The following is a 21,976-nucleotide window of genomic DNA, read 5'->3' as shown; positions in this document are numbered from 1 at the left end:
CCCTTGTTAGTAATAAATCCATCTTTAGGTTTGACAGTGACACCTGTCGGGTAACTTTCAGTTTATCTGGGTAACTTAGAGAGAATACAATACTCTCAGATAGCGTATAATCATTACTCCTAGTCATAACAAACGAGTCATCATGTGGTTATTGGAATTGCAAGGGTGAACTACCCCACCCTTCGGGATAGAGAAAATGTCAAATTTAGACAATTTTTACGAATGCTAATTCTATCCATCCAAGGAGCTGAGCGTACTTCTGTATATATAGTATATACCATTGAATGTCGATTTCGCTTAATTGCAAGTTGGTATTGGTCTCACGGTCGTGCGGACACTCACCAATCGCCTGAATAAGCGATCTCACTATACCCATCAAACAGGCTGATTTCTTGACAAAAGCGTTAGTCTATGAGGGAAAGCGCAATCAGAAGGAAGAGACTAATCAGCCTGACCACAGAGCAATGGTTGTGTCGTCGGTCTACGATATACTTGGCATATCCCCAAGCGCTGATGAAGAGACGATTCTTCAGGCATATCGCACGCGCATAAAAGAGGTACATCCTGACCACGGAGGATCGCTTACAGAATTCAAACGCGTCCGTCGCGCTTATGAGCATATTGACTCTGGGGCTCCCGCGAGTGAGTTTAATATAGCTACCGAAGCAGACTATACCACAACTACACAGAGTGGTGATACAGAGCCGACATCAACGTCAGCATCGAGTTCCAGTTCCGTTGATGAGGCGGATGAGACCGATACACTCGGACCAACCGTTGAGTATCTTGATTATGAAATTCTCGCTGACTATGGATGGAAACTCACGGATCCGGACCTCTTTGCAAAAGCCGATGCAGTTGATCTTGATATCGATACTCACGGAATCTTTGTTGTTGAACCTCGTGAATCATTACTTGAAGCCGCTGAGCGCTATGGATTCTCATGGCCATATGCCTGTCGAGGCGGTGCATGTGCGAATTGTGCGATTGCTGTCATTGATGGAGTTGTTGAGATGAGTGTCAGCACCATCCTCACCGATGGGATGGTTAATCGAGGTATCCGACTATCTTGTATCGGTCAACCCGTGAGTAATGATCTACAGGTTGTATTTAACATCGAACAGCTCCCTGGGTTGAAAGAACTACGTCTTCCTGCTGAGCAGTTTGGTAATACTCATAGTAATGATTTATCATAAAAATGTTCTCATTGCTCTCGATACGCAGAAAATAGAGCGAAGTTTCAATATGACGGCTGGTTAATGGATTGATTGGAAGAGTAAACCGCTATGGATATCACTACTATTGCCACTCCTGATTACGTTGAGGCTCATGCTGACAAGCGGTTAGGCAAAATTCGGTCTATCTTTGACCGTGAACGACCAAATGGAATAATCATCACTGAACAGGGAGAGTACACCGGTGTTGTCGGTGAAAAACAATTAGTCCGATCGCGGATGGATAATGACACAAAAGTGGCTGTTGTTACGAAATCAGCACCAAAACTAGACCGGGATGAGGATGTCCGCGAAGCCGCTCGGATGTTGGTTGAGGGCGATGTCAATGTCGCCCCTGTATTTGAGGGTCAGCAACTCTATGGTATTGTCACAGGCGAGAATATCTTGGAAGCTGTTCTTGAAAATCTTGATGCAATTTCTGTTGAAGATATCTTCACTGATGATGTTGTAGATGTCGCTGAGCAATCACCTCTCGGAGAAGCAATAAATAAACTCCGTGAACATAGCATTTCCCGTGTTCCAGTGGTCGAACAGGACGAATTAAGCTCACTTACCGGCATTCTTACCACACACGACATTATCGACTTTGTCGTTCGCGACGATGACCGACAAGGTCGTGGGGACCGCAGCGGTGACATTGACCGTATGCTTGATCTCCCTGTTTATGATCTAATGTCTGCACCAGTTATTACTGCCCAACCCGGTGAACCAGTAAGTGATGCTGTTGAGCGCATGTTTGATAATGATATCTCGGGACTGGTGGTGACGCCTGCTACCGGTGATACAACAGTCAAGGGAGTTCTCACGAAGACAGACGTGCTCAGAGCACTCACATTTACCGAAGAGGAGTCGATGGATGTTCAAATTACAAATATCGGACTTCTTGAAACGCTCACTCGAACAGAGATCGTTGAATCGATTACTGATGTTGTGGACAAATATCAGCAGATGCAGGTCCTTCATGCGCATGTCCGACTTCATGAACATAAAGAGAAACTTCGGGGGACACCGCTCATGCAGTGTCAGATTCGACTTCGAACGAGTCTCGGACAAGTCGCGGGAAGTGGCGAAGGATATGGTGCTGAAAATGCATTTCATGTTGCACTTGATAAGCTTGAACGGAATGTGCTCGAAATGAAAGGTGTCAATGCTGATGAACGATATCGCGGGCAATTGATTCGGAAGTTGGGTGAACTGTAATCTAAGTCTAAGTCTGAGTCTGAGTCTCTGTGAGGTCGGTTTTATACTTTCACGAAATATATGTCTGATTTCTTGCCGACTCAATTTTCATACCAGAAACCGACCAGTAATAATCACGACTAGGGTAGGTTAGACTAATTCTCGAATACGCTCCACTATAGTAATTAAATTAAAATTCAGTGTCAACATATATTTATATCTTACATAAACTAAGCTATTCGACAGCAAGAATTAATCTCCATTTTACCGATAGTGTTCGCAGTTAGAAACATACGAACACATAAAGATGGAAATCAAATCACAGTACAGACCTGATTGTCACCTGACTATACTAATATTAATTCCTATAGATGTGACAATCTGAATTATTTTGGAGTGTTCCTCTATATTTGGTTATTGGACGCACTATCAGGCCAAGCAGACGGCATTAAGCCTACTGTTGGTATTATTCAATCTTGTTATCTGCAACACCACTGTCAGTGATGACGAACGTTTCAGATTCACCGGTTGGCTTCGATCGGTGTTTCTCGAGAGTCGCCCGTCGTTTACCACCGCGAAACCGTTCAAGTCTAAGGACCGTCCCTGTCCAATGTTCTAAGGTATACCCGCCGAGTGGTCGAACCCGGTCAGTATCAGGATCGGTAAAGACCTGATTCGTAATGACGACAGCAAGGTCATGCTTTCGAGCAAGTGAGAGAAGATGTGTGATCTGGGTCGTAAGTCGGCGAAGTGTATCACCATCATCTGCATTCTCAGTGCGTTCTGTGTTCTCTGTACTTCCCGCCGAGGATTGCCTCGACTCGACATTATTCTCAAGAGTCCCTCCGAGCGTTCGTTGAAGTCGATAAAACCCGGTTGCACTATCAAGAATAATGATATCAGCGCGGTGAGCGAATTCTGCAGTGTCACGAACTGCGACTGCTTGTGCCTCGAAATCATGGGCGTCAGATATCATAACCTGTGAGGTGAGGGATTCACGATCCGCTGAGGATAGCTCATCAGTAACGCCGTTTGCAATCTGTCGAAAACGATCCGATGAGATTCCCTCAGTATCAACATAAATAGCCATGCTATCAGCTGCTGCAGTATGAAGAGCCGCTGAAAGCATAATGTTTGTTTTCCCTGCGGCAGGAGGTCCATAAACTTGCGTGACAGTTCCGCGCTCAAATCCTCCACCGAGAAGGGAATCAAGCGATTGACACCCTGTCGAGAGTGGTCGTGACACGCCGGTGAGTGAGAGACCTCAAGCGAAAAACCCCTCGATTTGAGCACTCTTGAAAATTCTCACCGCTGCTACATATATTGAATAAAATAACGAGATGATATACGGAAGCATACTTGAAACAGCATCTCAGTGTGATTGTGAAAATGTCTTATCTAAAACACAAGAACTCTATTTACTGAAATTCTCTGGAAGATGTCTGACGGTTTATAAACTGCACCAACAATACTGACAACTAATAACTGTAGTGGGTACTGAGTATAAGACGTGATTGTCGTCGCCACCGACGACTTTGAGTTGTATCACGATGTCGTCGGCGAGCTGCGGGACAGAGATGTGCGATTCACCACAATTGAATCAGGGACAGACCCTCCTCCGGGCACACAAGTCATTATTCGGACACCAGCCGATACAGTCTCGCTTCCTCCTGACGCTGAAAGTGTTGTTGTCGCTGGGTCAGAAGCACGTCGTGCAGTTGAATCAGCAGTCTCAATACTTCGCGGTGGTGATGATGGGCGAACGATTGTAGGTGTTGACCCTGGCTCGAATCCTGGCATTGCTATTCTCGTCGGTGATGAAGTGATTAGTGCATTCCAAGTCCCGCTATCAGAGGCTGTTGAAACGATCAAATCTGAACTGACAGACATCGATGATCCTGACCCAATTGTCCGGATTGGTGACGGCGCCCGGCTCCAAGGTGCGCAATTGGTCAATGACCTCGAAGATGTTGTCGTTGAGATTGTTGATGAAGCAGGAACGACACCGTATCTTGGGGCAGGCGCACGTGGAATGGGCGATGTACTTGCAGCAATCAATATTGCCCGGCGAAGCGGTGAAATTACGGAAACGCGAACACTTGAACCAACAGCCGGTGAAATCCAGCGTATAAAAGACCGTTCACGTCAGATGGCTCCTGAGAATCGAACTATTGATGCTGAGCTCGCCCGTCGTGTTGCCGTTGGAGAGCTCACACTTGGAGAAGCGCTTTCAGTTCATCGTGGCGACGAGTAAATAGAAACAAATTATCACTACCGGTCAAGTGTAGTGAGAGAATTCATGAATCTGAACTCACTATTGATCTGGCGGCTGCCTCTGCCTGACGACGTATCTCACGCACAGGACGACCGGTCGTTGTTGCGACTGCGAGTGCATCATCATACTCTGCACTGTAATCATACACTATCCCGTCACCATCACTTGCGATTTTGACCGTAATTTCGTACTCATTGTCATCAACTGTCAGCGTAATGGTCTGAAGTTTCCGATCAGCGCGCCAGCGATGCCGGGCAGGATGCTCGCGAATACCTAATGTACCAGTCTCAGCTGCAAGTCGCTGAGCAACACCCGACGCATCATCTGGCTTCACAATAACTTTGATCAGATGTCCAGGTCGTGATTTCTTCATTGCTGTTGGAACAATTGTTACATCGAGTGCACCAACATCTGTCAATGTCTTCTGAAGACTACCAAGTACCTCAGGGGTAGCATCGTCAAGATTTGTCTCTAATACAACAATCGATTCACGATCAAATGTAAACTCATCTGTCTCTGAGACAGATTGTGATTCATCTACACTACTCGCATCTATGCTGACATCACTCACTGTCGATGTTGGTGATCTTCCAACAATAGCGCGAAGAACATTTGGGTACTCCTCAAAGTCGTATCCACCAGCACCATAGCTAGTCGTTGTTACATCAAGCGCTGGAAGTGTTCGCACACCCTCAGCAATGTGTGCTAATATCGCAGCGCCTGTTGGCGTGAGGAGTTCAGCTTCAACTGGACCACCACGAAGCGACCATGTTGCTTCTCCAGCAATCTCGACGACTGCGGGTGGTGGAACCGAAAATGAGCCGTGTGACATCGTTATCTCTCCACTACCAGTTGATACCGGTGTCACATACACCTGATCAATATCCAGGTCTGTGAGCAAAAGTACTGCTCCCACGATATCAGCAATCGCATCGTCTGCGCCAACTTCGTGAAACTGTGTCGATGAGAGCGATGTTCCATGCACTGCTGCTTCAGCGGTACCAAGCTGATTAAAAATTTTCCTTGCTGTTGATTCAACATCTGCATCAAGTCCCATCCCCTCAACAATCTCAATTACTTCTTTGTAAGAACGCGTTGGACCATGACCCTCTATTTCGTCTGACTCGTCATGATCGTGACCATGGTTATGACTCTTAGTATCATCTCCATCATAACTATGTGTATGATCGTCACTTTCTGTTGTGTTGTGTGTATGTTGCTCATTAGTCCATGACTCATCGTGCGTGTGTGCTTGCCCCTGGTCTCTTTTGTGTCCAATTGATTGATTCTCAGAGTGAGTATGTGTAGTCTCAGAGTCAACTACAATGCGAACCCGTGTCGCAGCGATACCACCTTTTGTCTCAGTATCAATGACATATCGTATTCCAAGAGCATCTTCGATAGGGCTAAGTACATCTGGTGAAGCGCCTGCTGAAATAAGCGCTGCAAGGATCATATCCCCACTTGCACCCATCTGACCATCGAACACGAGTAGCGACATGATTCTTTCTCTGTCTGTAACCACATATGCTCGCGCATTTATGAATAATTCATAACCTATCTAACCCAAGCCGAATATCCCGGGCGTGACCATGGAGTGTGGAGTGATTCAGTGAATAACCGATTGTGTACAACTGTTTGGATACTCACTGCCGCAGGCGTCAGGGATTTGTATCCGCCGAAGTTAATATGTGGTATAGTGCCACAGTCTGAGTGAGTCATCGGCCGAATCGGAAAACAGACTTACTCAGGACCTGAAATGTAGCGGGAGGCACCCCCGCGATTTTCAATTATGAACGAAGTCCAACTTGAAGTGGCGAAGGCGTACCCAAACGACTCAGGACGTGGTATCGCCCGTCTTGACCCGGACACGCTACTCCATCTGAAACTCTCACCAGGCGATATTATCGAGATCGAAGGCGCTGATACTACCGCAGCAAAGGTGTGGCGCGCTGATAGGCAAGACTGGAATACTGATACTGTCCGCGTTGACGGCTTTACGAGACAAAATGCCGATGTTAGTATCGGCGAACGTGTTACCATACGGAAGGCTGAGACAACGAAAGCTGAAAAACTAGTATTAGCACCACCTGAGGAGGCAAGCGTCCAGTTTGGCTCGGATGCTGCTGGGATGGTTAAACGACAAATTCTCAAGCGCCCGGTTGTTGAACGCGATATCGTTCCTGTAATGTCATCGACGAATCACCCCTTCATGCGTTCACCCGGTCAAGCGATCCCACTTATTGCAGTGAATACAGAACCGGATGGTGTTTGTCTGGTGACTGAAGATACAGAGGTTGAGCTCCGTGAGGAACCGATCTCAGGATTTGAAAAAACTGGTGGTGGAATAACCTACGAAGACATCGGTGGACTCCAAAACGAGATTCAACGCGTCCGTGAAATGGTTGAACTACCGATGAAACACCCACAGATCTTCAAGAAACTAGGAATTGAACCACCACAGGGTGTATTACTTCATGGACCGCCAGGAACGGGTAAGACACTCCTGGCAAAGGCTGTCGCTAATGAGACATCTGCAAGCTTCTTCTCAATTGCAGGTCCAGAGATTATCTCAAAATACTACGGCGAGTCCGAACAACAGCTCCGTGAAATATTTGAGGATGCGACTGAGGAATCACCATCGATTATCTTCATTGATGAACTCGACTCAATCGCACCAAAACGCGAAGATGTTACCGGCGAGGTTGAGCGCCGAGTCGTCGCACAATTACTGACGATGATGGATGGGCTCGAGACTCGTGGGCAAGTTATTGTGATTGGCGCGACCAACCGTGTTGACAGTGTCGATCCTGCACTCCGTCGCCCAGGCCGATTTGACCGTGAAATCGAAATTGGAGTCCCTGATGAAGTTGGTCGGAAAGAAATCCTTCAGATTCACACTCGCGGAATGCCACTCTCTGATGACGTCTCATTGGATTATCTTGCAGATGAGACCCATGGCTTTGTTGGCGCAGATATTGAATCCTTGACAAAAGAGGCAGCGATGAAAGCGCTACGACGCTACCTACCAGAGATTGACCTTGATGAGGAAGACGTTCCTCCAAGCCTCATTGACCGGATGATCGTCAAACGCGCCGATTTCAATGACGCACTCTCTGATGTTGAGCCCTCTGCGATGCGTGAAGTCCTTGTTGAGTTACCGAAGGTGTCTTGGGATGATGTTGGCGGACTTGAGAGTCCAACTCAGAAGGTAAAAGAAAGCGTTGAGTGGCCCATTACATCCCGTGGTCGGTTTGAACGGATGGGTATCGAAGCACCCAAGGGTGTCTTATTATATGGACCGCCAGGGACAGGCAAGACACTCATTGCAAAGGCTGTTGCCAATGAGACCAATGCAAACTTCATCTCAGTGCGAGGTCCACAGTTACTCTCAAAATGGGTTGGTGAGTCAGAGAAGGCAATTCGACAGACCTTCCGGAAAGCACGACAGGTCAGTCCAACAGTCATTTTCTTTGATGAACTCGATAGTCTTGCTCCAAGTCGAGGCGGCGGAACAGGAAATAACGTCTCTGAGCGAGTCGTCAATCAGCTACTGACAGAGCTTGATGGGCTTGAAGAAAATGGAAATGTGATGGTCATTGCTGCAACTAACAGACCAGATATGATTGACCCAGCACTCATCCGCTCAGGTCGATTTGACCGATTGGTGCTCATCGGACAGCCCGATGAGGAAGGTCGTGAACAGATTCTCAAGATACATACCCGTGAATCACCGCTTGCACCGGATGTAAGTCTCAGAGAGATTGCAGAGATAACTGATGGCTACGTTGGATCTGATCTCGAATCAGTTGCACGTGAGGCAGCGATTGAGGCGCTTCGAGAAGATGGTGATGCACAGGAAATTGAAATGCGTCACTTTCGTAAAGCGATGGAGTCTGTGCGACCAACAATCACCGATGATCTCATGAATTACTATGAGGACATGCAAGAGGAATTCAAAGGCGGAACACAGAGTCGCCTTCCCGGTGGACGACAGGATGGTCGGATTGGATTCCAATAACAATCACTGAATAGACACTACTTATTCTGCGGTTTCACGCTTTCTGCTGTTAGGACTCAACTTGACTGAGACAAATTTGATCACAAGTATCAGATTAATGAGACGGTACTGCTCAATTATACAGTAAACGAGTAGAGGTCATCACCGACGTGGTGGATTGACTCAACGACCTTGCCATTATCACCAATCATCTCATCTCCATCAACAAGTGCCCGACCAACAGCAAGGACCTTATTATGCGTTTCTTCTACGATCAATATAAGATCATCAGCATTAATTGACGTATGAGCGTCAACGATTCCCGGTCGCATCACATCAGCCCCGTTGCTAACAAACGAGATTGCCCCAGCATCGACCGTGACAACCGATTGTGTTGGATCGTATCGATTCGCACCCTGTACGGTTAGAAATGGCTCCTCACCAAATCTGACAACATCAAGATTATCATCGGTTAATATGACATCATATGATACTCCGTCGAGTTCAACAAGCTCGTATGTATCTGCATCAAGTGCAACACCAGTGGTCTGCTCAATTGTCGTTGTGAGCGTGTCAATCTCGTCTGCTCGAAGGTGATGTCTAGACTTAACTTCCATTGTCGTGCGGAAAGGTATCCCAACAAATAAGTGACCCGACACTAGCGCACGGGGATATCGTTCATCGGTAAAACGAGATGTGAAACTAAAAAATAAGTATGGGCGGTTCATGCTGTCAGATATGTGGGGCGCCCGGGACAACGGGGATCAGAAGACGGTTACTTGTGTTGCCTGTGGGACATCTGTTGAGCGCAAGAACGCGCGTGAATATGATAAGCAAGGAGATCGATGGGAGCGGCATGGAAAAGAATTTGAACATCTATGTAAGGGCTGTTATCAAGATTTGTGTCACCAACCTCGAGATGGACTTGAGTCGATGCTAATAAATATTGAAGAAAATATGAAATTACAGTCACAGTCATCATCAAAACCTGAATCTCAATCTGAGTTCCTCACACAATATATTGAAACCGCTGAGGAACAGTACGATGGCGAGTCTACCCCTGATTCAAATTCACAGTCTGAATGATAATACTGCCTGGGTTGAGTGTTGCATATTGCATATTCTGTAGTATGTGAACTGAGCGTATCACATGTCTAATTTCAGACCCGTTTAATATCATAGCGACGATTAAGTATTAGATAGCGTCCTCTTTTCTAGACAATCTTTAGTAGTTCGTCAAAAGTGTGTACATGTACCAGGACAGCTGTTGAGTGATTTAATTGTCAATTCAGATAGTGGTGAGATACCTTCGAGGTTGAGTGAACGGTATAGATCTGTGTGTGCGACACGACTATCTGTACGTCCCGAATAATATTGCTATGTCCAATAATGCACAACAATCGCAGTCAGAGGCAGGGACAGCCGCTGGGCAGGGTCCAGTCGAGATTTCTGCTGGTCTTGCCCATCGACTGCAAGAGAAACGAGAGGAGCTTTTCGAGGAGTTTGGCATTCGTGATGCATTTCCAAGTGCTGTTCGCCAGGAAGCAAAAGCACGGACTGAAAACGTTGATGAGGAAATACAGGATGAACTTGAGTCGCGAGCGGACCTTCGTGACCTGACCACGTGGACGACAGATCCTGTTGATGCGCAGGACTTCGATGATGCTATCAGCATTCGAGAGAATGCCGAAACCTACACACTATGGGTACATATCGCTGATGTCAGCCACTATGTCCACCCAGACTCCGAGATGTGGACCGAGGCTGTCGAACGAGGAAATACGGTATATCTACCAGCGTATACGATCCATATGCTCCCACCGGTGCTGGCAGAGACGGTGTGTTCACTCGTCCCAAGACAAGATCGACTTGCACATACCGTCGAGATGGAAATCTCAAAAGAAACACTTTCATTTGAAGAACTTGACATTTACAAGTCAGTGATACATTCTGATGCTCGATTGACATACACTGAGTGTGAGAACCATCTTGAGGATCCTGATGCTGATTTGCATGATGAAAATAAACTCGCGTATGAGCTTGCTGACCGACTACATCAACAACGCAAAGAAGACGGGTCATTGGTGTTGAATCCAAGTCGTGATCGCGCACACACAATAATCGAAGAATGTATGTTGAAAGCCAATAAGGCTGTTACGCATGAGCTGATGTGGAATCGGGGTGTCGAGGCCATGTATCGTGTCCACCCGCAGCCAACCCCGACACAATGGGATGAAGCACTTCGTGAGATCACAGAACTTGATGGCGTTGAAATTTCATCAACTGCATGGGACGAACCACGTAAAGCCGTCAACAGTGCGCTTGAAAATTCAAAACCCCGTGCACTTGATAAGATTCAGCGGGCGGTGCTTAAGGTCATGCCACGGGCCAAATATATGAATGATCCATTTGGTGGTCATTATGCGTTGAATTTCGACATTTACGGACATTTTACATCACCGATTCGACGACTTTCAGACCTAATCAATCACTCGATCGTACATGCAAATGCTGTTCCAGAAGATCTCATATCACTTTCTGACCGTGCTTCAGAAAGACAAAAAGACGCCGAAACGGCTGAGCGATTATATAAACAGTTCCTTGAAGAGGAAGGTGTCGACCCATACGCCATTAATAATCGTGGCGTAGTCACGATCAACGATGCTGGGGACGTTGTCAATGATGAGGGACTTCCGCCAAACTGAGTCGTGTTCGTATCTATATTTACACTAATTACTCAGAACATGATCAGATATCAATAAACATGATTGATATCAAAAATTGATAAACACTATTTATATTTAATATTTCGAATATATCTGATCAACTATACTGTCGTAAAGTTCATCGATGGTATAGATATCCATTTATTAGTGTTTATGTGTAAATAATAGTATCTCATTTCCATGTGTTGTGATGCACAGATCAAGTAACATAGTAAGTTCAAGACTATTGTAGTCATCTTCACAGATCACTAAATCATCAAATGGATCATCGCATGCTGGACAGGATATACTGACAGTATTCCGATACGTTGTCACCCCACCGGCGGATTCATGTGGTGTTAATGATGTGGTGAGATGTTCGTACTCGCTTTCGTCCATGTAATATAAACAAAGAGATAATCCATCATAATTCTACCTCCTGCGGTTATCAACTGAGGATGCGTTTTGATTCAACGACATGATGTTCGCTGTAATATATCATAGTAAAACTAGTTCTATAGTAATATGTATTAATTGACAATAGCAGATTCACTTACTCAAATCGGCTCACCGGACTGTATTTTTATTAATTATTAACATTTATAACTGTGATAAACTCTATCCATAACAGGTCTTGCATTGATTAGACAGACCGCTGATAGTTTATGACAGAAAATACTAGTCGACGGACGTTTCTCAGGATAGCAGGAAGTACAGGTGCAGTCGGACTTACCGGGCTTGCTGGGTGCGCTGGCGGTAATGACGATGACGGTAACACGAGCACTGAAACCGGCAATGGTGGAGATACGACCGCCAACGGCGGGACAACCGGAGATTCCGGTGGGATGGAGACAATTACGCTTGGTGGTTCGATGAGTCTAACCGGCGAGAACGCAGATCTCGGGAAGCTATACAAGGACGCGTATGAACTAACAATTCAGCGAATCAACGACAACGGTGGTATTGAGGCTGGTGATGGGAATACGTATGAACTGGAGATGATCCTTCGAGATGATGGAACTGACGCATCAACTTCAAAAGGTATCTATCAAGAACTCATTGATCGCGAGAATGTTGATTATCTATTAGGTCCGTATTCAAGCACGGTGACACTTCCAGCAAGTGCTGTTGCCGCACAAAATAACAAGCCGATGGTTGAGGGCGGCGGTGCAAGTCCAGAGATTTTTGCACAAGGGAACGAGTGGATCTTTGGTCTTCTGCCGACAGCAAATAAGTACGCAAAAAGCTATATGGATATGTGTCTTGCACAGGACTCAACACCAGAATCAATTGCGATCCTTGCCGAGGACGACACATTCAGCCAGTCCACAGCAGAGGGCGCACGAAATAAAATCGCAAACACTGATCTGGAGTTGGTCGTCGATCAGACGTTCCCAACGGGCACATCCGACCTCTCGACAAATCTAAGTCGAGTAAAAAGTAACGACGCCGACATCTTACTTCTCTGTGCACATCAAAAACATAATATTATTCTTGCCAACCAGATGGAGACTCAAGGGCTGAACGTTGATGCTGCAATGGGAACCGTCGGTAGTCTTAATGACTCATTTAAGAATGAAGTCGACACAAACGGGAATTACATGTACGGTCCCTCATCGTGGGCAATAAATGCCGACTTTGATGATCCAATTTACGGTGCAACAGGGGACTTCGTCTCTGCTATCGAAAACAACTATGAGTACGCTCCTGACTACCACAGTGCGGCTGGTGAGGCTGTGATTGTTACCTTTGTGAATGCATTCCAAAATGTCGATGAAATAAAACCTACTCCCGTTAGAGATTATATCCGTCAGGCGGAATTCTCAACGGTGTATGGTACTGTTTCATTCGATGACACTGGTGTAATTGATAAGAATATGCTTATTTATCAGTGGCAACCAGAATCAGGTCTACAGATCACATATCCTGAAAATGTTGCCCAGTCAGCACCTGCCTATCCAATGCCTGATTGGGACGAGCGCTAAACTGATGCCAATAACGCAGTTTATTGTCAATGGACTTCTCGTCGGTGCGTTATTCACCGCCGTTGCTGTTGGATTCGCACTTATTTGGGGAGTCGTCGATATTATTAATCTTGCACATGGCGAGATGGTAATGCTCGGTGGTTATAGTTCATACTGGATTTTGAGTTCCTTAACTGGTGATGCTGAGGGATCAGTAACGCTATTTCTCGCAACCATTCCCCTTGTCATTGCAGTTGTTTTTGTCATTGGCTATGCGCTCCAACGTATTCTTGTGTCACGTGTTATTGGAACAGATATCTTCCTCACGCTGTTGGTTACATTCGGGATTAGTATCGCGATTCAACAACTCGCCATCCAAGCGTGGTCGGCAAACCCTCGAGCGATTCGGATACTGTTCACCGACCCATCATTGACTGCCGCCGGAATTGTCATTCCAAAAATGAAACTAATATCATTTATTGGTGCGATTGCACTAACCGTATCATTATATGTGCTTCTTCAGCGGACACGAACCGGTCGTGCAATTCGTGCTGTATCACAAAACCCTGAGGCAGCAGCCCTTGTCGGTATTGATGTTGAACACACGCGTGCGGTAACCTTCGGAATCTCTTCAGCTATTGCTAGTGGTGCTGGTGCATTTATTGCGACAATATTGAACATTCAGCCACAAATGGGGCTTATATACACACTGAAGAGCTTCGTTATCGTTGTGTTTGGTGGCGTTGGTTCGATTCCCGGCGTATTCGTTGGTGGTCTGATGCTTGGGACGGTTGAGGAACTCACTGCCGGGCTTGTTTCCTCTCAATGGACACTTGCTGTGAGTTTCAGTCTACTTATTATGCTACTTATTGTGAAACCAACTGGACTATTCGGTGAGGAAACAAGACAATGACCGCGAGTGAATCTGATGAGAGTGGACTGTTCCGTTCGCTTATTTCACCTGGTCTTGTCGATCGACTTTTCAGCTTTTGTGATGACCATGCGTGGACGCTCATATTGATTGGCACCGCTGTCGGGGCGCTACCACCGATTCTGGGACTCAAACAAGGCTATTATATGACCGTCATTTCTGAGATGTTTTTATTTGCCATCCTGGCGTTATCGTGGGACATTATTGGCGGACAGACAGGTTACCCAAGTTTCGGCAACATGGCGTTCTTCGGAATCGGGGCGTATACAACAGCTATTCTCACGAAGGATTTCGGCGTTATGCTCCCTGTTGCGATGATTGCTGCTGCGGGAGTTGCTGTTGGGTCTGCTGTAATTATTGGTGCTGCTGTCCTTCGGCTTCGAGGGCATTATTTTGCCATTGCGACACTGGGTGTGCTTTTAACTACACAGCAAGTATCACGAATCCTTGACATCACCGGTGGTGCGAGTGGAAAGATTCTGCTACAAACACCATCTGGGACTGTATTCTATTATTTCTTCTTTGCTGTATTAGTCATTGAAGCGGCTGTTCTTTATTATCTCTCGAATACCCGGTTTGGATTTGTCCTCAATGCCATTCGCGATGATGAAAAGAAAGCAACCGCAATGGGGTTCAATACGACGTATTACAAAACAGCTGCTTGGGTATTATCGGCGCTTTTTACCGGGCTTGCCGGGGGAGGATACAGCCTGTTTAATACATTCATCAATCCACAGACAGCATATAACGCTGCGTGGAATGTGGAACTGATTGCGATGGCACTGATTGGAGGATCTGGAACTGTGGCTGGACCGATTGTCGGTGCGTTCGGACTCCACGTCATCATCGAGTATGTTGAAACTGCTTTCGTCGGCTGGCAGCTCGTCTTACTCGGACTCGTCGTTATCGGAACTGTCATTGGATTTCCCGATGGGGTCACTGGAACACTCAAAGAGTATGCAAGTGAAATGAAATATTACGAACACGGTGGTATGTCTGCCACTGAAGGGACTGATAGCACAGAGGTGACAGCTGATGAGTGATACGATGAAAAACAGTGTTCGCTCATCAGTAACTCAAAGTGGTGACCAAACCGTGCTTCGGACTGATGATGTTACAAAAAAATTTGGTGGACTCACCGCTGTCGATGCTGTCAACATTGAGGTAAACAAAGGCGAGATTGTCGGTCTAATTGGACCAAATGGAGCTGGAAAGTCAACCCTATTCAATTGTATCACTGGGGCGCTTGATGCTGATGATGGTCGTGTTTATCTCCAGGATGAAGATGTCACTAATTGGCCTGAATATAAGATTGCCAGGGCTGGGATTGGGCGGATGTTTCAGGAGACGCGCATCTTCGGTGCAATGAGTGTTCGTAAAAATCTATTATTAGCAGCACAGGAGGGCGATGCAAATATTGGGCGACTTCTTCGACGTCCTGATGAATCACTCATCTCGCGTTCCGAAGAACTACTTGAGTATGTTGACCTTGGTGGACTTGCTGAGACTCCTGCCGGTCAGTTGAGCTTCGGTCAACAAAAGCTCACTGAGTTTATAATGGAGCTGATGGCTGAGCCAAATCTTCTATTGATGGATGAGCCGGCTGGTGGCATTAATCCTTCAATGCTTGAAAATCTCATTGAGTATATTCGCACAGCTAACGAGGATGAAGAGGCAACAATCTTTCTTATTGAGCATAATATGGATTTTGTCATGGAAGTCGCTGATCGTATCTATGTTCTTGCTCATGGCGAACGTATCGCTGAGGGGACACCTGATGAAATACAAAACAACCAACGCGTGCTTGATGCGTATCTTGGGAGAGAGTGATCATGTCGACAGAGTCAAATCTGAGTGCTCGATCTGATCCTCAATCGAACGACACACCCCTCTTGGAAATGCGTGATGTCGTTGCCGGATACGGTAATACGACTGTCTTACATGATATAAATATCGGCGTTGAAGATGGACAAATTGCCTGTCTGATTGGACCAAATGGGTCAGGTAAATCAACACTCATGAAGAGTATCTATGGATTTGCTGATGTGAAAGCAGGCACAATCACTCTCAATGATAAGAACATCACAGGTCGTTCACCTCAAGAGAATCTAACGGCTGGCATGAGCTATGTGCTTCAGGATGCAAGTGTGTTTCCGGGCATGACTGTTCATGAGAATATGTTGATGGGTGGATATGTGTTCAATGATGATGACCGCGCCGCCCGTCGTGCTGAGGAGCTTTATGATGAGTTTCGTATTCTTGGCGATATTCGCAATCAAAATGCAGGAACTCTTTCTGGAGGACAACGACGCCTGCTTGAACTCGCTCGAGCACTGATGGTTGACCCAGAGATAATGATGCTTGATGAGCCATCTATTGGACTTGAACCACGTTTTATCGAAGACGTGTTTGATCGAATTAAACAGCTCAATGATCTCGGAACGACCATACTGCTCGTCGAACAGAACGCACAGAAGGGATTATCAGTTGCTGACCGTGGCTTTGTGCTCGCATCTGGAGAGATCAAATTCACCGGCACAGGCACAGAGCTGCTCAATAATAACGATATTGGGCGATTATATCTCGGCGGATAAGCATACACTTTCCTCTCAGTTTCACTGATGAGAGTAAATATTAAATTAAACAAAACAGCTAGCGGTTTTCACCTCAATAATCTACAATATATAGCTTCGATGGATCCGCTTGGACCGATTGCAACGAAATGCGTGTCTTTGACTCGTGTCGTCTCAAAGTGATGAGTAGAACATCGTTTTGAATACACTGACCCTGTGTCATTACCTGATACCCAAAATAAGAGATCTTTGCATCGAAAATAAAACACTTCATGATGATTAATTATAATGTTAGATATGAATATAATATGAATAATCATAATGGTTATTACTGTTTAACTTCTGTCGTTAGGTAGATATGCCGCATGAAACTGACCCAACGACGCATAGTATAGCCAATCGTACGCACGAAAACGCCAAAGGAGGAATTTGATTATGTCGATGGAAGCAGTCGTATATCAGGGAGAAAAAGATGTTGCAGTTGAATCAGTCGATGAACCGGAAATAGAGCACCCGAACGACGTTATTATTGATATAACGACGTCGTGCATCTGTGGTTCGGACCTTCACATGTATGAGGGGCGAACAGCAGCAGACCCAGGTATTGTCTTCGGGCATGAGAACATGGGAATTGTCAGTGAAGTTGGTGAAGCCGTCTCAGGACTTGAAATGGGAGATCGTGTTGTTGCTCCATTCAACGTCGCCTGCGGTTTCTGTGAGAACTGCGAAGAGGGATACACTGGATTCTGTACAAACGTCAATCCTGGATTTGCAGGTGGTGCGTATGGGTATGTTGCAATGGGACCATATATGGGAGGACAAGCTGAGAAGCTCCGAATTCCATATGCTGACTTCAACGCATTGCAGTTACCTGATGGTGATGTACATGAGGATGCTTTCTCACTACTTGCAGACATCTTTCCGACTGGATGGCACGGTACCGAACTTGCAGACATTCAACCTGGTGACTCCATTGCTATCTATGGGGCTGGACCAGTCGGGTTGATGGCAGCATACAGCGCTAAAATCAAGGGTGCTGCAGAAATCTATACTGTCGATCGTGTCCCAAGCCGTCTTGAACTCGCTGAAGAGCACTGCGATGCGACTGCAATTAACTTTGAAGACGGTGACCCGGTTGAGCAAATAAAAGACGTCCATGGTAAAGGTGTTGACAAGGGCGTTGACGCGGTAGGGTATCAGGCAGTTGACCCTAATAAAGAGGGGGATTCTGCATATGACCCTGCTCGTGAGAACCCAGCCGTTGTTATCAATAACCTCATCAGAACTGTCAAGCCAACCGGTAAACTTGGTATCCCAGGACTATACGTCCCCGAGGATCCCGGTGCCCCGAGTGATATGGCTGCACAAGGACGACTTGGAATCGACTTTGGTCTTCTCTTTGAGAAAGGTCAAGCACTGGGAACAGGTCAGTGTAATGTTAAAGAGTATAATCGTGAACTTCGTGATCTAATCATTGAGGGACGTGCTGATCCTAGTTGGGTTGTTTCTCATCGAGTTGATCTTGAAAAAGCTCCTGAAATGTATCAGCGATTTGATGACCGTGAAGAAGGCGTGACAAAGGTTCTACTTGAGCCATAATCCGCTCTTAATAAGTGTTGACGATATGAATTGCACCTATATTTAAACAATATGTAAATCATTTCCGAAACGCTCGTTTTTGTACTCTGGTATACATATGAAAACTCAGAGTGTCAACACCTGATGACACGCGAATGTCTTCCACTAACGCTCATTACGATATTGTGAACCCGGATGAGACGTAATTAATGCACACTAAATCCCTCTGAGTCAGTTATATGATAACGCGATAACGATACTGTCAGTACGAGTTAATTAATTATTCGCTTGCATAGTGTAACAACTTATAATTCTTACAGACACTACTATAGCATATGTGTCAGTACTGTAGCTATCGGTATCACGATGGATGGACACAGCTTCTTTCATACGATGAGACATATCAGATGGCGATGGAAGCAGAATCAGAATCGACGTATGGGTTTCACGACTCTTGGGACGAACTTCGCGAGGATGTCGGTTATGGTGTGTAAACAGCACAATCTAGTTATCTGATTCTATCGATATCTACACAAATTTCACAGTTCTCATGACTCCCGCGGGAACGGGTCATCCTGTGACTTCTGTGCGCGTTCATCTAGATTGTCAATGACACAGTCGTCTAGTTCAGCAGTGATCTGATTCATATCAAGTTGTTGTCCAATGACTACAAGTCGTGTTGCTGGATCGTCTTGTCCCCACTCGCCGATTGGTCCAGCTTGGACCGCTGACCCAGCTTGACTAACACCAAGCACTGTCTCAGGACGGGTGCTCACCCATGCGAACCCCTTCATCCGGATAATATCTCCATTCCACTCACTCAGCCAAGTGTCAAATTGCTCCGGATTAAATGGATTCTGCTGACGATAGACAAACGACTCAACGTTGTGTGCAGCGGCTGCTGACTCTCCATGTGTCATGGTCATGATTATGTGTCTTCTCTACGCTTCTGTCCTGACTTTCATTATCTCCTGATTCCGCAGCCTCTGTAGACAACGCTTGCTTCCATCCTTGCTGTCGACGCGCTTCCTCAAAATCGAACCGCCCGGTGTCAAGTACTGTCTGAGGATTGACTTCAGAGTATGTTGTGCGATGTATTGCTGCTCTTGGCTGTAGTTCCTGAATAGAGTCCATAATCATCTCGAGTTCTACATCAGGCACCATATCGCACTTATTTAATAATAAGACATCACAGAATTCAATTTGATCAATAAGCACCTCCGATAATGGTCGCTCTGGATCTGGCGCAGCATCAGGAATCGATTCCTCTACATCAAACGCCTTCCAAAATCCATAGGCATCAATCACTGAAACGGTCGTGTCAACGTAAAATCGGTCACCAAGGCTCCCGCTCTCAGCCCCTGTAGTCAGTGTCTTCGCGATTGGAATTGGCTCACTAATCCCTGATGCCTCAATGACTAGATAATCAAATGACCGCTCATCTGCTAATCGCTTTGCTTCTGTGACGAGATCATCCTGTAGTCGACAACAGATACATCCATTTGAGAGATCAACGATACCATCGTCCGTCTCTTCCTCGAGCAACTCCGCATCAATATTGACCTCGCCCATATCATTCACAATGACAGCAATTTGGTTATCACCGGGATGATTTAACAGCCGATTAACAAGCGTCGTCTTTCCTGCGCCAAGTGGACCACTGATAACTGTCATCGGAATCGTCGTTGTATCGATATCTGTCATGGTTAATGTGATGATACACGCACCAATGAACGTGCGGTTTAGTTTACAATCGATTGAGACCCATCAAGATCTGAATTGAAGCGTATGCTCAAATTCAATTTCATCAATCCATTCGGTTCCATTCAGCGAGCATGATACGGCAATTGAGTTTCTGTTGACATAGATAGATAAGATTAGCTAGCAGTACTTCGATATGGCAATTGGCATAAATAAAGCATCCTCGTTATTTGAGTAAGAGTGATTTAAATGCAATTTTGTGATGAATGTAGTTCAATGATGAAAAAGCAAGATGACAAAATGGTCTGTACAAGCTGTGGATATCATGCCGAACAGGATGGTGACATCGGAGAGTTCGTGAGTACCCAAGAACAGAAAGATGAGGATCTAATCGAAACAGAGGAGGGAGCCGAATTTGAAGGGAAACCTACTGATAATAATGTAATCTGCGACGAGTGCGGACATACTGTTGCATGGTACACGATTAAGCAAACAGGATCTGCTGATGAACCACCAACTCGATTTTTCAAATGTACTGAGTGTGGATACCGGTGGCGAGATTACAATTAGCACGATTTTCTGATTTCTGACAGCTACTGACGATGATTAGATAATTTACTTTACACTGCTGTAGCTATGTTTAATTATTACCCGACGTTCGAGCGATGGTTGACAATCTGAAAAATACCGACTGATGAATCGTAGTCATATTGTCATGCCACTGGGTAAGTACACTATTCTATAAAGATCAACTTTCCAATTGTTTGACGGTTACTCCATCATTCTGCCCTCGAACAACACGTACATTTCCGTCAACGCCAGCAGCATCGAGTGCATGTTGACCGGCGTCTCGAGCAGCTTCGGCATGCTCGACATCAGTAATTCCATAAACTGTTGGTCCCCACGAGGACTGTCCAGCTCCGTAACATGATGATGACTCATTAAGAGAGGCAACAAGCTCACCAGCTGGTGGTCGATATACACCACCTTGTTCATCAGTATACCATCTCCCATTTAATCGTCCAATAGTTTTGACTGCAGTCCCGAACTGTTCAGCATTTTCAGTAGCGATGGCTGGAAGAAGTTTCCGCATCACCGTTCCAGCAATACGGTCTGCAATATCAGGGGATGCTTGTTTGATAACACTACGCATACTCGCTTCTTCTTCTGTTCCACTACGTCCCGGGTCAACATCAGGGATTAACAATAGAAACCGCCAGCTGTCTGGAATTCGTTGACGAGTGATGACCGGAGGGACCGCCCAACTCCCATCACTCGGTCGGTCGATCGTGAATCGCGCTGTTGAATGTCCACCGTCAATAATGAAGCCGCCCGTCTCAAATGTCCCAACTCCAATCCCAGAGCGTCCACCGCGACCAAGTGTCGGAGCGTTCTCTCGTGGTTGTGGTGGTTGATCATACGCATTTGCGACTGCAGTAAGCGTTGTAAGTGCAAGTTGTGTCCCACTTCCAAGTCCGGCGTGTCGGGGAAGTGCTGACTCAACGTTGACCGAGACACTGTCAAGATTTAATATATCAACTGCGCGTGTTGCATGCTCATGGGCAGTCGAATGTGAACAAACAATTGTCGGTGCGTCGCCGCTATCATCAATCGGCTCTGCAACTACAGTTGTTGTGGGCTCCCGCACGCTAAGACCGATCCCGCCATAGAGACGATCTTGTGCAAGGCTAAGATTTAAGAATCCAAAATGGATGCGACCGCCAGTAGTGACGCGGACGCGACCAGAATTCATTCTATGGTAATATACTGCATCGAGGTGATTGTTGCTTTCGTCATCGGCGATATACGACGATAATGACTAATAGATGTATGTC

At 46.0% G+C, this 21,976-nt stretch carries 19 protein-coding genes and 1 pseudogene; 14 read left to right on the top strand and 6 right to left on the bottom strand.

What is annotated here, in order from left to right; genetic code table 11:
* The first annotated feature begins 392 nt into the window (after positions 1-392).
* Both fer and J07HQW2_RS07715 read left to right on the top strand, forming a co-directional pair.
* Entirely contained in the window at positions 393-1,196 is an 804-nt protein-coding gene (fer, locus tag J07HQW2_RS07720; protein WP_343122435.1) for a ferredoxin Fer, read from the top strand.
* Positions 1,197-1,286: 90 nt separating this feature from the next.
* Positions 1,287-2,435: a CBS domain-containing protein gene (locus tag J07HQW2_RS07715; RefSeq protein ID WP_021054879.1), complete on the top strand. Its 1,149-nt coding sequence runs from the start codon at positions 1,287-1,289 to the stop codon at positions 2,433-2,435.
* A 445-nt stretch (positions 2,436-2,880) separates the two neighbouring features.
* Here J07HQW2_RS07715 and J07HQW2_RS07710 read toward each other — a convergent pair whose 3' ends face one another.
* Positions 2,881-3,660, bottom strand: coding sequence for an AAA family ATPase (locus tag J07HQW2_RS07710; protein ID WP_021054878.1), 780 nt, complete (start codon positions 3,658-3,660; stop codon positions 2,881-2,883).
* A gap of 264 nt (positions 3,661-3,924) precedes the next feature.
* Between J07HQW2_RS07710 and J07HQW2_RS07705 the strand changes: the two genes are divergently transcribed.
* Positions 3,925-4,668 carry a hypothetical protein gene (locus J07HQW2_RS07705; protein WP_021054877.1) on the top strand — a complete coding sequence of 248 codons (744 nt, stop codon included), beginning with the start codon at positions 3,925-3,927 and terminating at the stop codon, positions 4,666-4,668.
* A 43-nt stretch (positions 4,669-4,711) separates the two neighbouring features.
* Here J07HQW2_RS07705 and larC read toward each other — a convergent pair whose 3' ends face one another.
* Positions 4,712-6,190 carry a nickel pincer cofactor biosynthesis protein LarC gene (larC, locus tag J07HQW2_RS07700; RefSeq protein ID WP_021054876.1) on the bottom strand — a complete coding sequence of 493 codons (1,479 nt, stop codon included), beginning with the start codon at positions 6,188-6,190 and terminating at the stop codon, positions 4,712-4,714.
* 291 nt (positions 6,191-6,481) lie between these two features.
* On the opposite strand from larC, the gene J07HQW2_RS07695 reads away from it, so the two are divergent.
* Positions 6,482-8,710: a CDC48 family AAA ATPase gene (locus J07HQW2_RS07695; protein WP_021054875.1), complete on the top strand. Its 2,229-nt coding sequence runs from the start codon at positions 6,482-6,484 to the stop codon at positions 8,708-8,710.
* Between the two features lie 116 nt (positions 8,711-8,826).
* On the opposite strand, the gene J07HQW2_RS07690 is transcribed toward J07HQW2_RS07695, so the two are convergent.
* On the bottom strand, positions 8,827-9,306 hold the full coding sequence (locus tag J07HQW2_RS07690; RefSeq protein WP_048075196.1) for an RNA-binding protein: 480 nt from the start codon (positions 9,304-9,306) through the stop codon (positions 8,827-8,829).
* Positions 9,307-9,427: 121 nt separating this feature from the next.
* Here J07HQW2_RS07690 and J07HQW2_RS07685 point away from each other — a divergent pair, with 121 nt between their 5' ends.
* Positions 9,428-9,775, top strand: coding sequence for a DUF7562 family protein (locus J07HQW2_RS07685; RefSeq protein WP_021054873.1), 348 nt, complete (start codon positions 9,428-9,430; stop codon positions 9,773-9,775).
* Between the two features lie 293 nt (positions 9,776-10,068).
* The gene (locus J07HQW2_RS07680; protein ID WP_021054872.1) at positions 10,069-11,394 is read left to right on the top strand and encodes an RNB domain-containing ribonuclease; all 1,326 of its coding nucleotides are present in this window, start codon (positions 10,069-10,071) and stop codon (positions 11,392-11,394) included.
* A gap of 165 nt (positions 11,395-11,559) precedes the next feature.
* Here J07HQW2_RS07680 and J07HQW2_RS07675 read toward each other — a convergent pair whose 3' ends face one another.
* On the bottom strand, positions 11,560-11,793 hold the full coding sequence (locus J07HQW2_RS07675; protein ID WP_021054871.1) for a DUF7385 family protein: 234 nt from the start codon (positions 11,791-11,793) through the stop codon (positions 11,560-11,562).
* A gap of 266 nt (positions 11,794-12,059) precedes the next feature.
* Here J07HQW2_RS07675 and J07HQW2_RS07670 point away from each other — a divergent pair, with 266 nt between their 5' ends.
* From J07HQW2_RS07670 to J07HQW2_RS18125, 7 genes are all read left to right on the top strand, one after another.
* A complete protein-coding gene (locus J07HQW2_RS07670) occupies positions 12,060-13,379 on the top strand; it encodes an ABC transporter substrate-binding protein (RefSeq protein ID WP_021054870.1) in 1,320 nt (439 codons plus the stop codon).
* A 4-nt stretch (positions 13,380-13,383) separates the two neighbouring features.
* Positions 13,384-14,271 carry a branched-chain amino acid ABC transporter permease gene (locus tag J07HQW2_RS07665; protein WP_048075195.1) on the top strand — a complete coding sequence of 296 codons (888 nt, stop codon included), beginning with the start codon at positions 13,384-13,386 and terminating at the stop codon, positions 14,269-14,271.
* The gene (locus J07HQW2_RS07660; protein WP_021054868.1) at positions 14,268-15,332 is read left to right on the top strand and encodes a branched-chain amino acid ABC transporter permease; all 1,065 of its coding nucleotides are present in this window, start codon (positions 14,268-14,270) and stop codon (positions 15,330-15,332) included. The genes J07HQW2_RS07665 and J07HQW2_RS07660 overlap by 4 nt, the downstream gene beginning before the upstream one ends.
* A complete protein-coding gene (locus J07HQW2_RS07655) occupies positions 15,325-16,119 on the top strand; it encodes an ABC transporter ATP-binding protein (RefSeq protein ID WP_021054867.1) in 795 nt (264 codons plus the stop codon). Before J07HQW2_RS07660 ends, J07HQW2_RS07655 begins: the two co-directional genes overlap by 8 nt.
* A gap of 2 nt (positions 16,120-16,121) precedes the next feature.
* Positions 16,122-16,883 (top strand): ABC transporter ATP-binding protein, encoded by a 762-nt coding sequence (locus tag J07HQW2_RS07650; protein ID WP_021054866.1) that lies wholly within the window; start codon positions 16,122-16,124, stop codon positions 16,881-16,883.
* A gap of 420 nt (positions 16,884-17,303) precedes the next feature.
* Complete coding sequence (locus J07HQW2_RS07645; protein ID WP_048075194.1) at positions 17,304-18,461, top strand: glutathione-independent formaldehyde dehydrogenase; 1,158 nt, start codon at positions 17,304-17,306, stop codon at positions 18,459-18,461.
* A 314-nt stretch (positions 18,462-18,775) separates the two neighbouring features.
* Positions 18,776-18,934 carry a hypothetical protein gene (locus J07HQW2_RS18125; RefSeq protein ID WP_011572393.1) on the top strand — a complete coding sequence of 53 codons (159 nt, stop codon included), beginning with the start codon at positions 18,776-18,778 and terminating at the stop codon, positions 18,932-18,934.
* 54 nt (positions 18,935-18,988) lie between these two features.
* On the opposite strand, the pseudogene J07HQW2_RS07640 reads toward J07HQW2_RS18125, so the two are convergent.
* Positions 18,989-20,144 (bottom strand): annotated as a pseudogene (locus J07HQW2_RS07640) (CobW family GTP-binding protein).
* 246 nt (positions 20,145-20,390) lie between these two features.
* Here J07HQW2_RS07640 and J07HQW2_RS07635 point away from each other — a divergent pair.
* Entirely contained in the window at positions 20,391-20,711 is a 321-nt protein-coding gene (locus J07HQW2_RS07635; RefSeq protein ID WP_048075193.1) for a transcription factor S, read from the top strand.
* A gap of 178 nt (positions 20,712-20,889) precedes the next feature.
* Here J07HQW2_RS07635 and J07HQW2_RS07630 read toward each other — a convergent pair whose 3' ends face one another.
* Positions 20,890-21,894 carry a beta-ribofuranosylaminobenzene 5'-phosphate synthase family protein gene (locus J07HQW2_RS07630; protein WP_021054860.1) on the bottom strand — a complete coding sequence of 335 codons (1,005 nt, stop codon included), beginning with the start codon at positions 21,892-21,894 and terminating at the stop codon, positions 20,890-20,892.
* Positions 21,895-21,976: the final 82 nt, after the last annotated feature.

This window comes from Haloquadratum walsbyi J07HQW2, from assembly GCF_000415985.1.
GTDB lineage: Archaea > Halobacteriota > Halobacteria > Halobacteriales > Haloferacaceae > Haloquadratum > Haloquadratum walsbyi_B.
Note: the sequence above shows the minus strand (reverse complement) of the source record. Positions and strands in the feature narration are given on the sequence as shown.

Coding starts and splice junctions, on each gene's coding strand:
- J07HQW2_RS07715 (WP_021054879.1), top strand. CDS start 1,287: ATGGATATCACTACTATTGCCACTCCTGATTACGTTGAGGCTCATGCT.
- larC (WP_021054876.1), bottom strand. CDS start 6,190: ATGTCGCTACTCGTGTTCGATGGTCAGATGGGTGCAAGTGGGGATATG.
- J07HQW2_RS07695 (WP_021054875.1), top strand. CDS start 6,482: ATGAACGAAGTCCAACTTGAAGTGGCGAAGGCGTACCCAAACGACTCA.
- J07HQW2_RS07690 (WP_048075196.1), bottom strand. CDS start 9,306: ATGGAAGTTAAGTCTAGACATCACCTTCGAGCAGACGAGATTGACACG.
- J07HQW2_RS07685 (WP_021054873.1), top strand. CDS start 9,428: ATGTGGGGCGCCCGGGACAACGGGGATCAGAAGACGGTTACTTGTGTT.
- J07HQW2_RS07680 (WP_021054872.1), top strand. CDS start 10,069: ATGTCCAATAATGCACAACAATCGCAGTCAGAGGCAGGGACAGCCGCT.
- J07HQW2_RS07675 (WP_021054871.1), bottom strand. CDS start 11,793: ATGGACGAAAGCGAGTACGAACATCTCACCACATCATTAACACCACAT.
- J07HQW2_RS07670 (WP_021054870.1), top strand. CDS start 12,060: ATGACAGAAAATACTAGTCGACGGACGTTTCTCAGGATAGCAGGAAGT.
- J07HQW2_RS07665 (WP_048075195.1), top strand. CDS start 13,384: ATGCCAATAACGCAGTTTATTGTCAATGGACTTCTCGTCGGTGCGTTA.
- J07HQW2_RS07660 (WP_021054868.1), top strand. CDS start 14,268: ATGACCGCGAGTGAATCTGATGAGAGTGGACTGTTCCGTTCGCTTATT.
- J07HQW2_RS07655 (WP_021054867.1), top strand. CDS start 15,325: ATGAGTGATACGATGAAAAACAGTGTTCGCTCATCAGTAACTCAAAGT.
- J07HQW2_RS07650 (WP_021054866.1), top strand. CDS start 16,122: ATGTCGACAGAGTCAAATCTGAGTGCTCGATCTGATCCTCAATCGAAC.
- J07HQW2_RS07645 (WP_048075194.1), top strand. CDS start 17,304: ATGGAAGCAGTCGTATATCAGGGAGAAAAAGATGTTGCAGTTGAATCA.
- J07HQW2_RS18125 (WP_011572393.1), top strand. CDS start 18,776: ATGTGTCAGTACTGTAGCTATCGGTATCACGATGGATGGACACAGCTT.
- J07HQW2_RS07635 (WP_048075193.1), top strand. CDS start 20,391: ATGCAATTTTGTGATGAATGTAGTTCAATGATGAAAAAGCAAGATGAC.
- J07HQW2_RS07630 (WP_021054860.1), bottom strand. CDS start 21,894: ATGAATTCTGGTCGCGTCCGCGTCACTACTGGCGGTCGCATCCATTTT.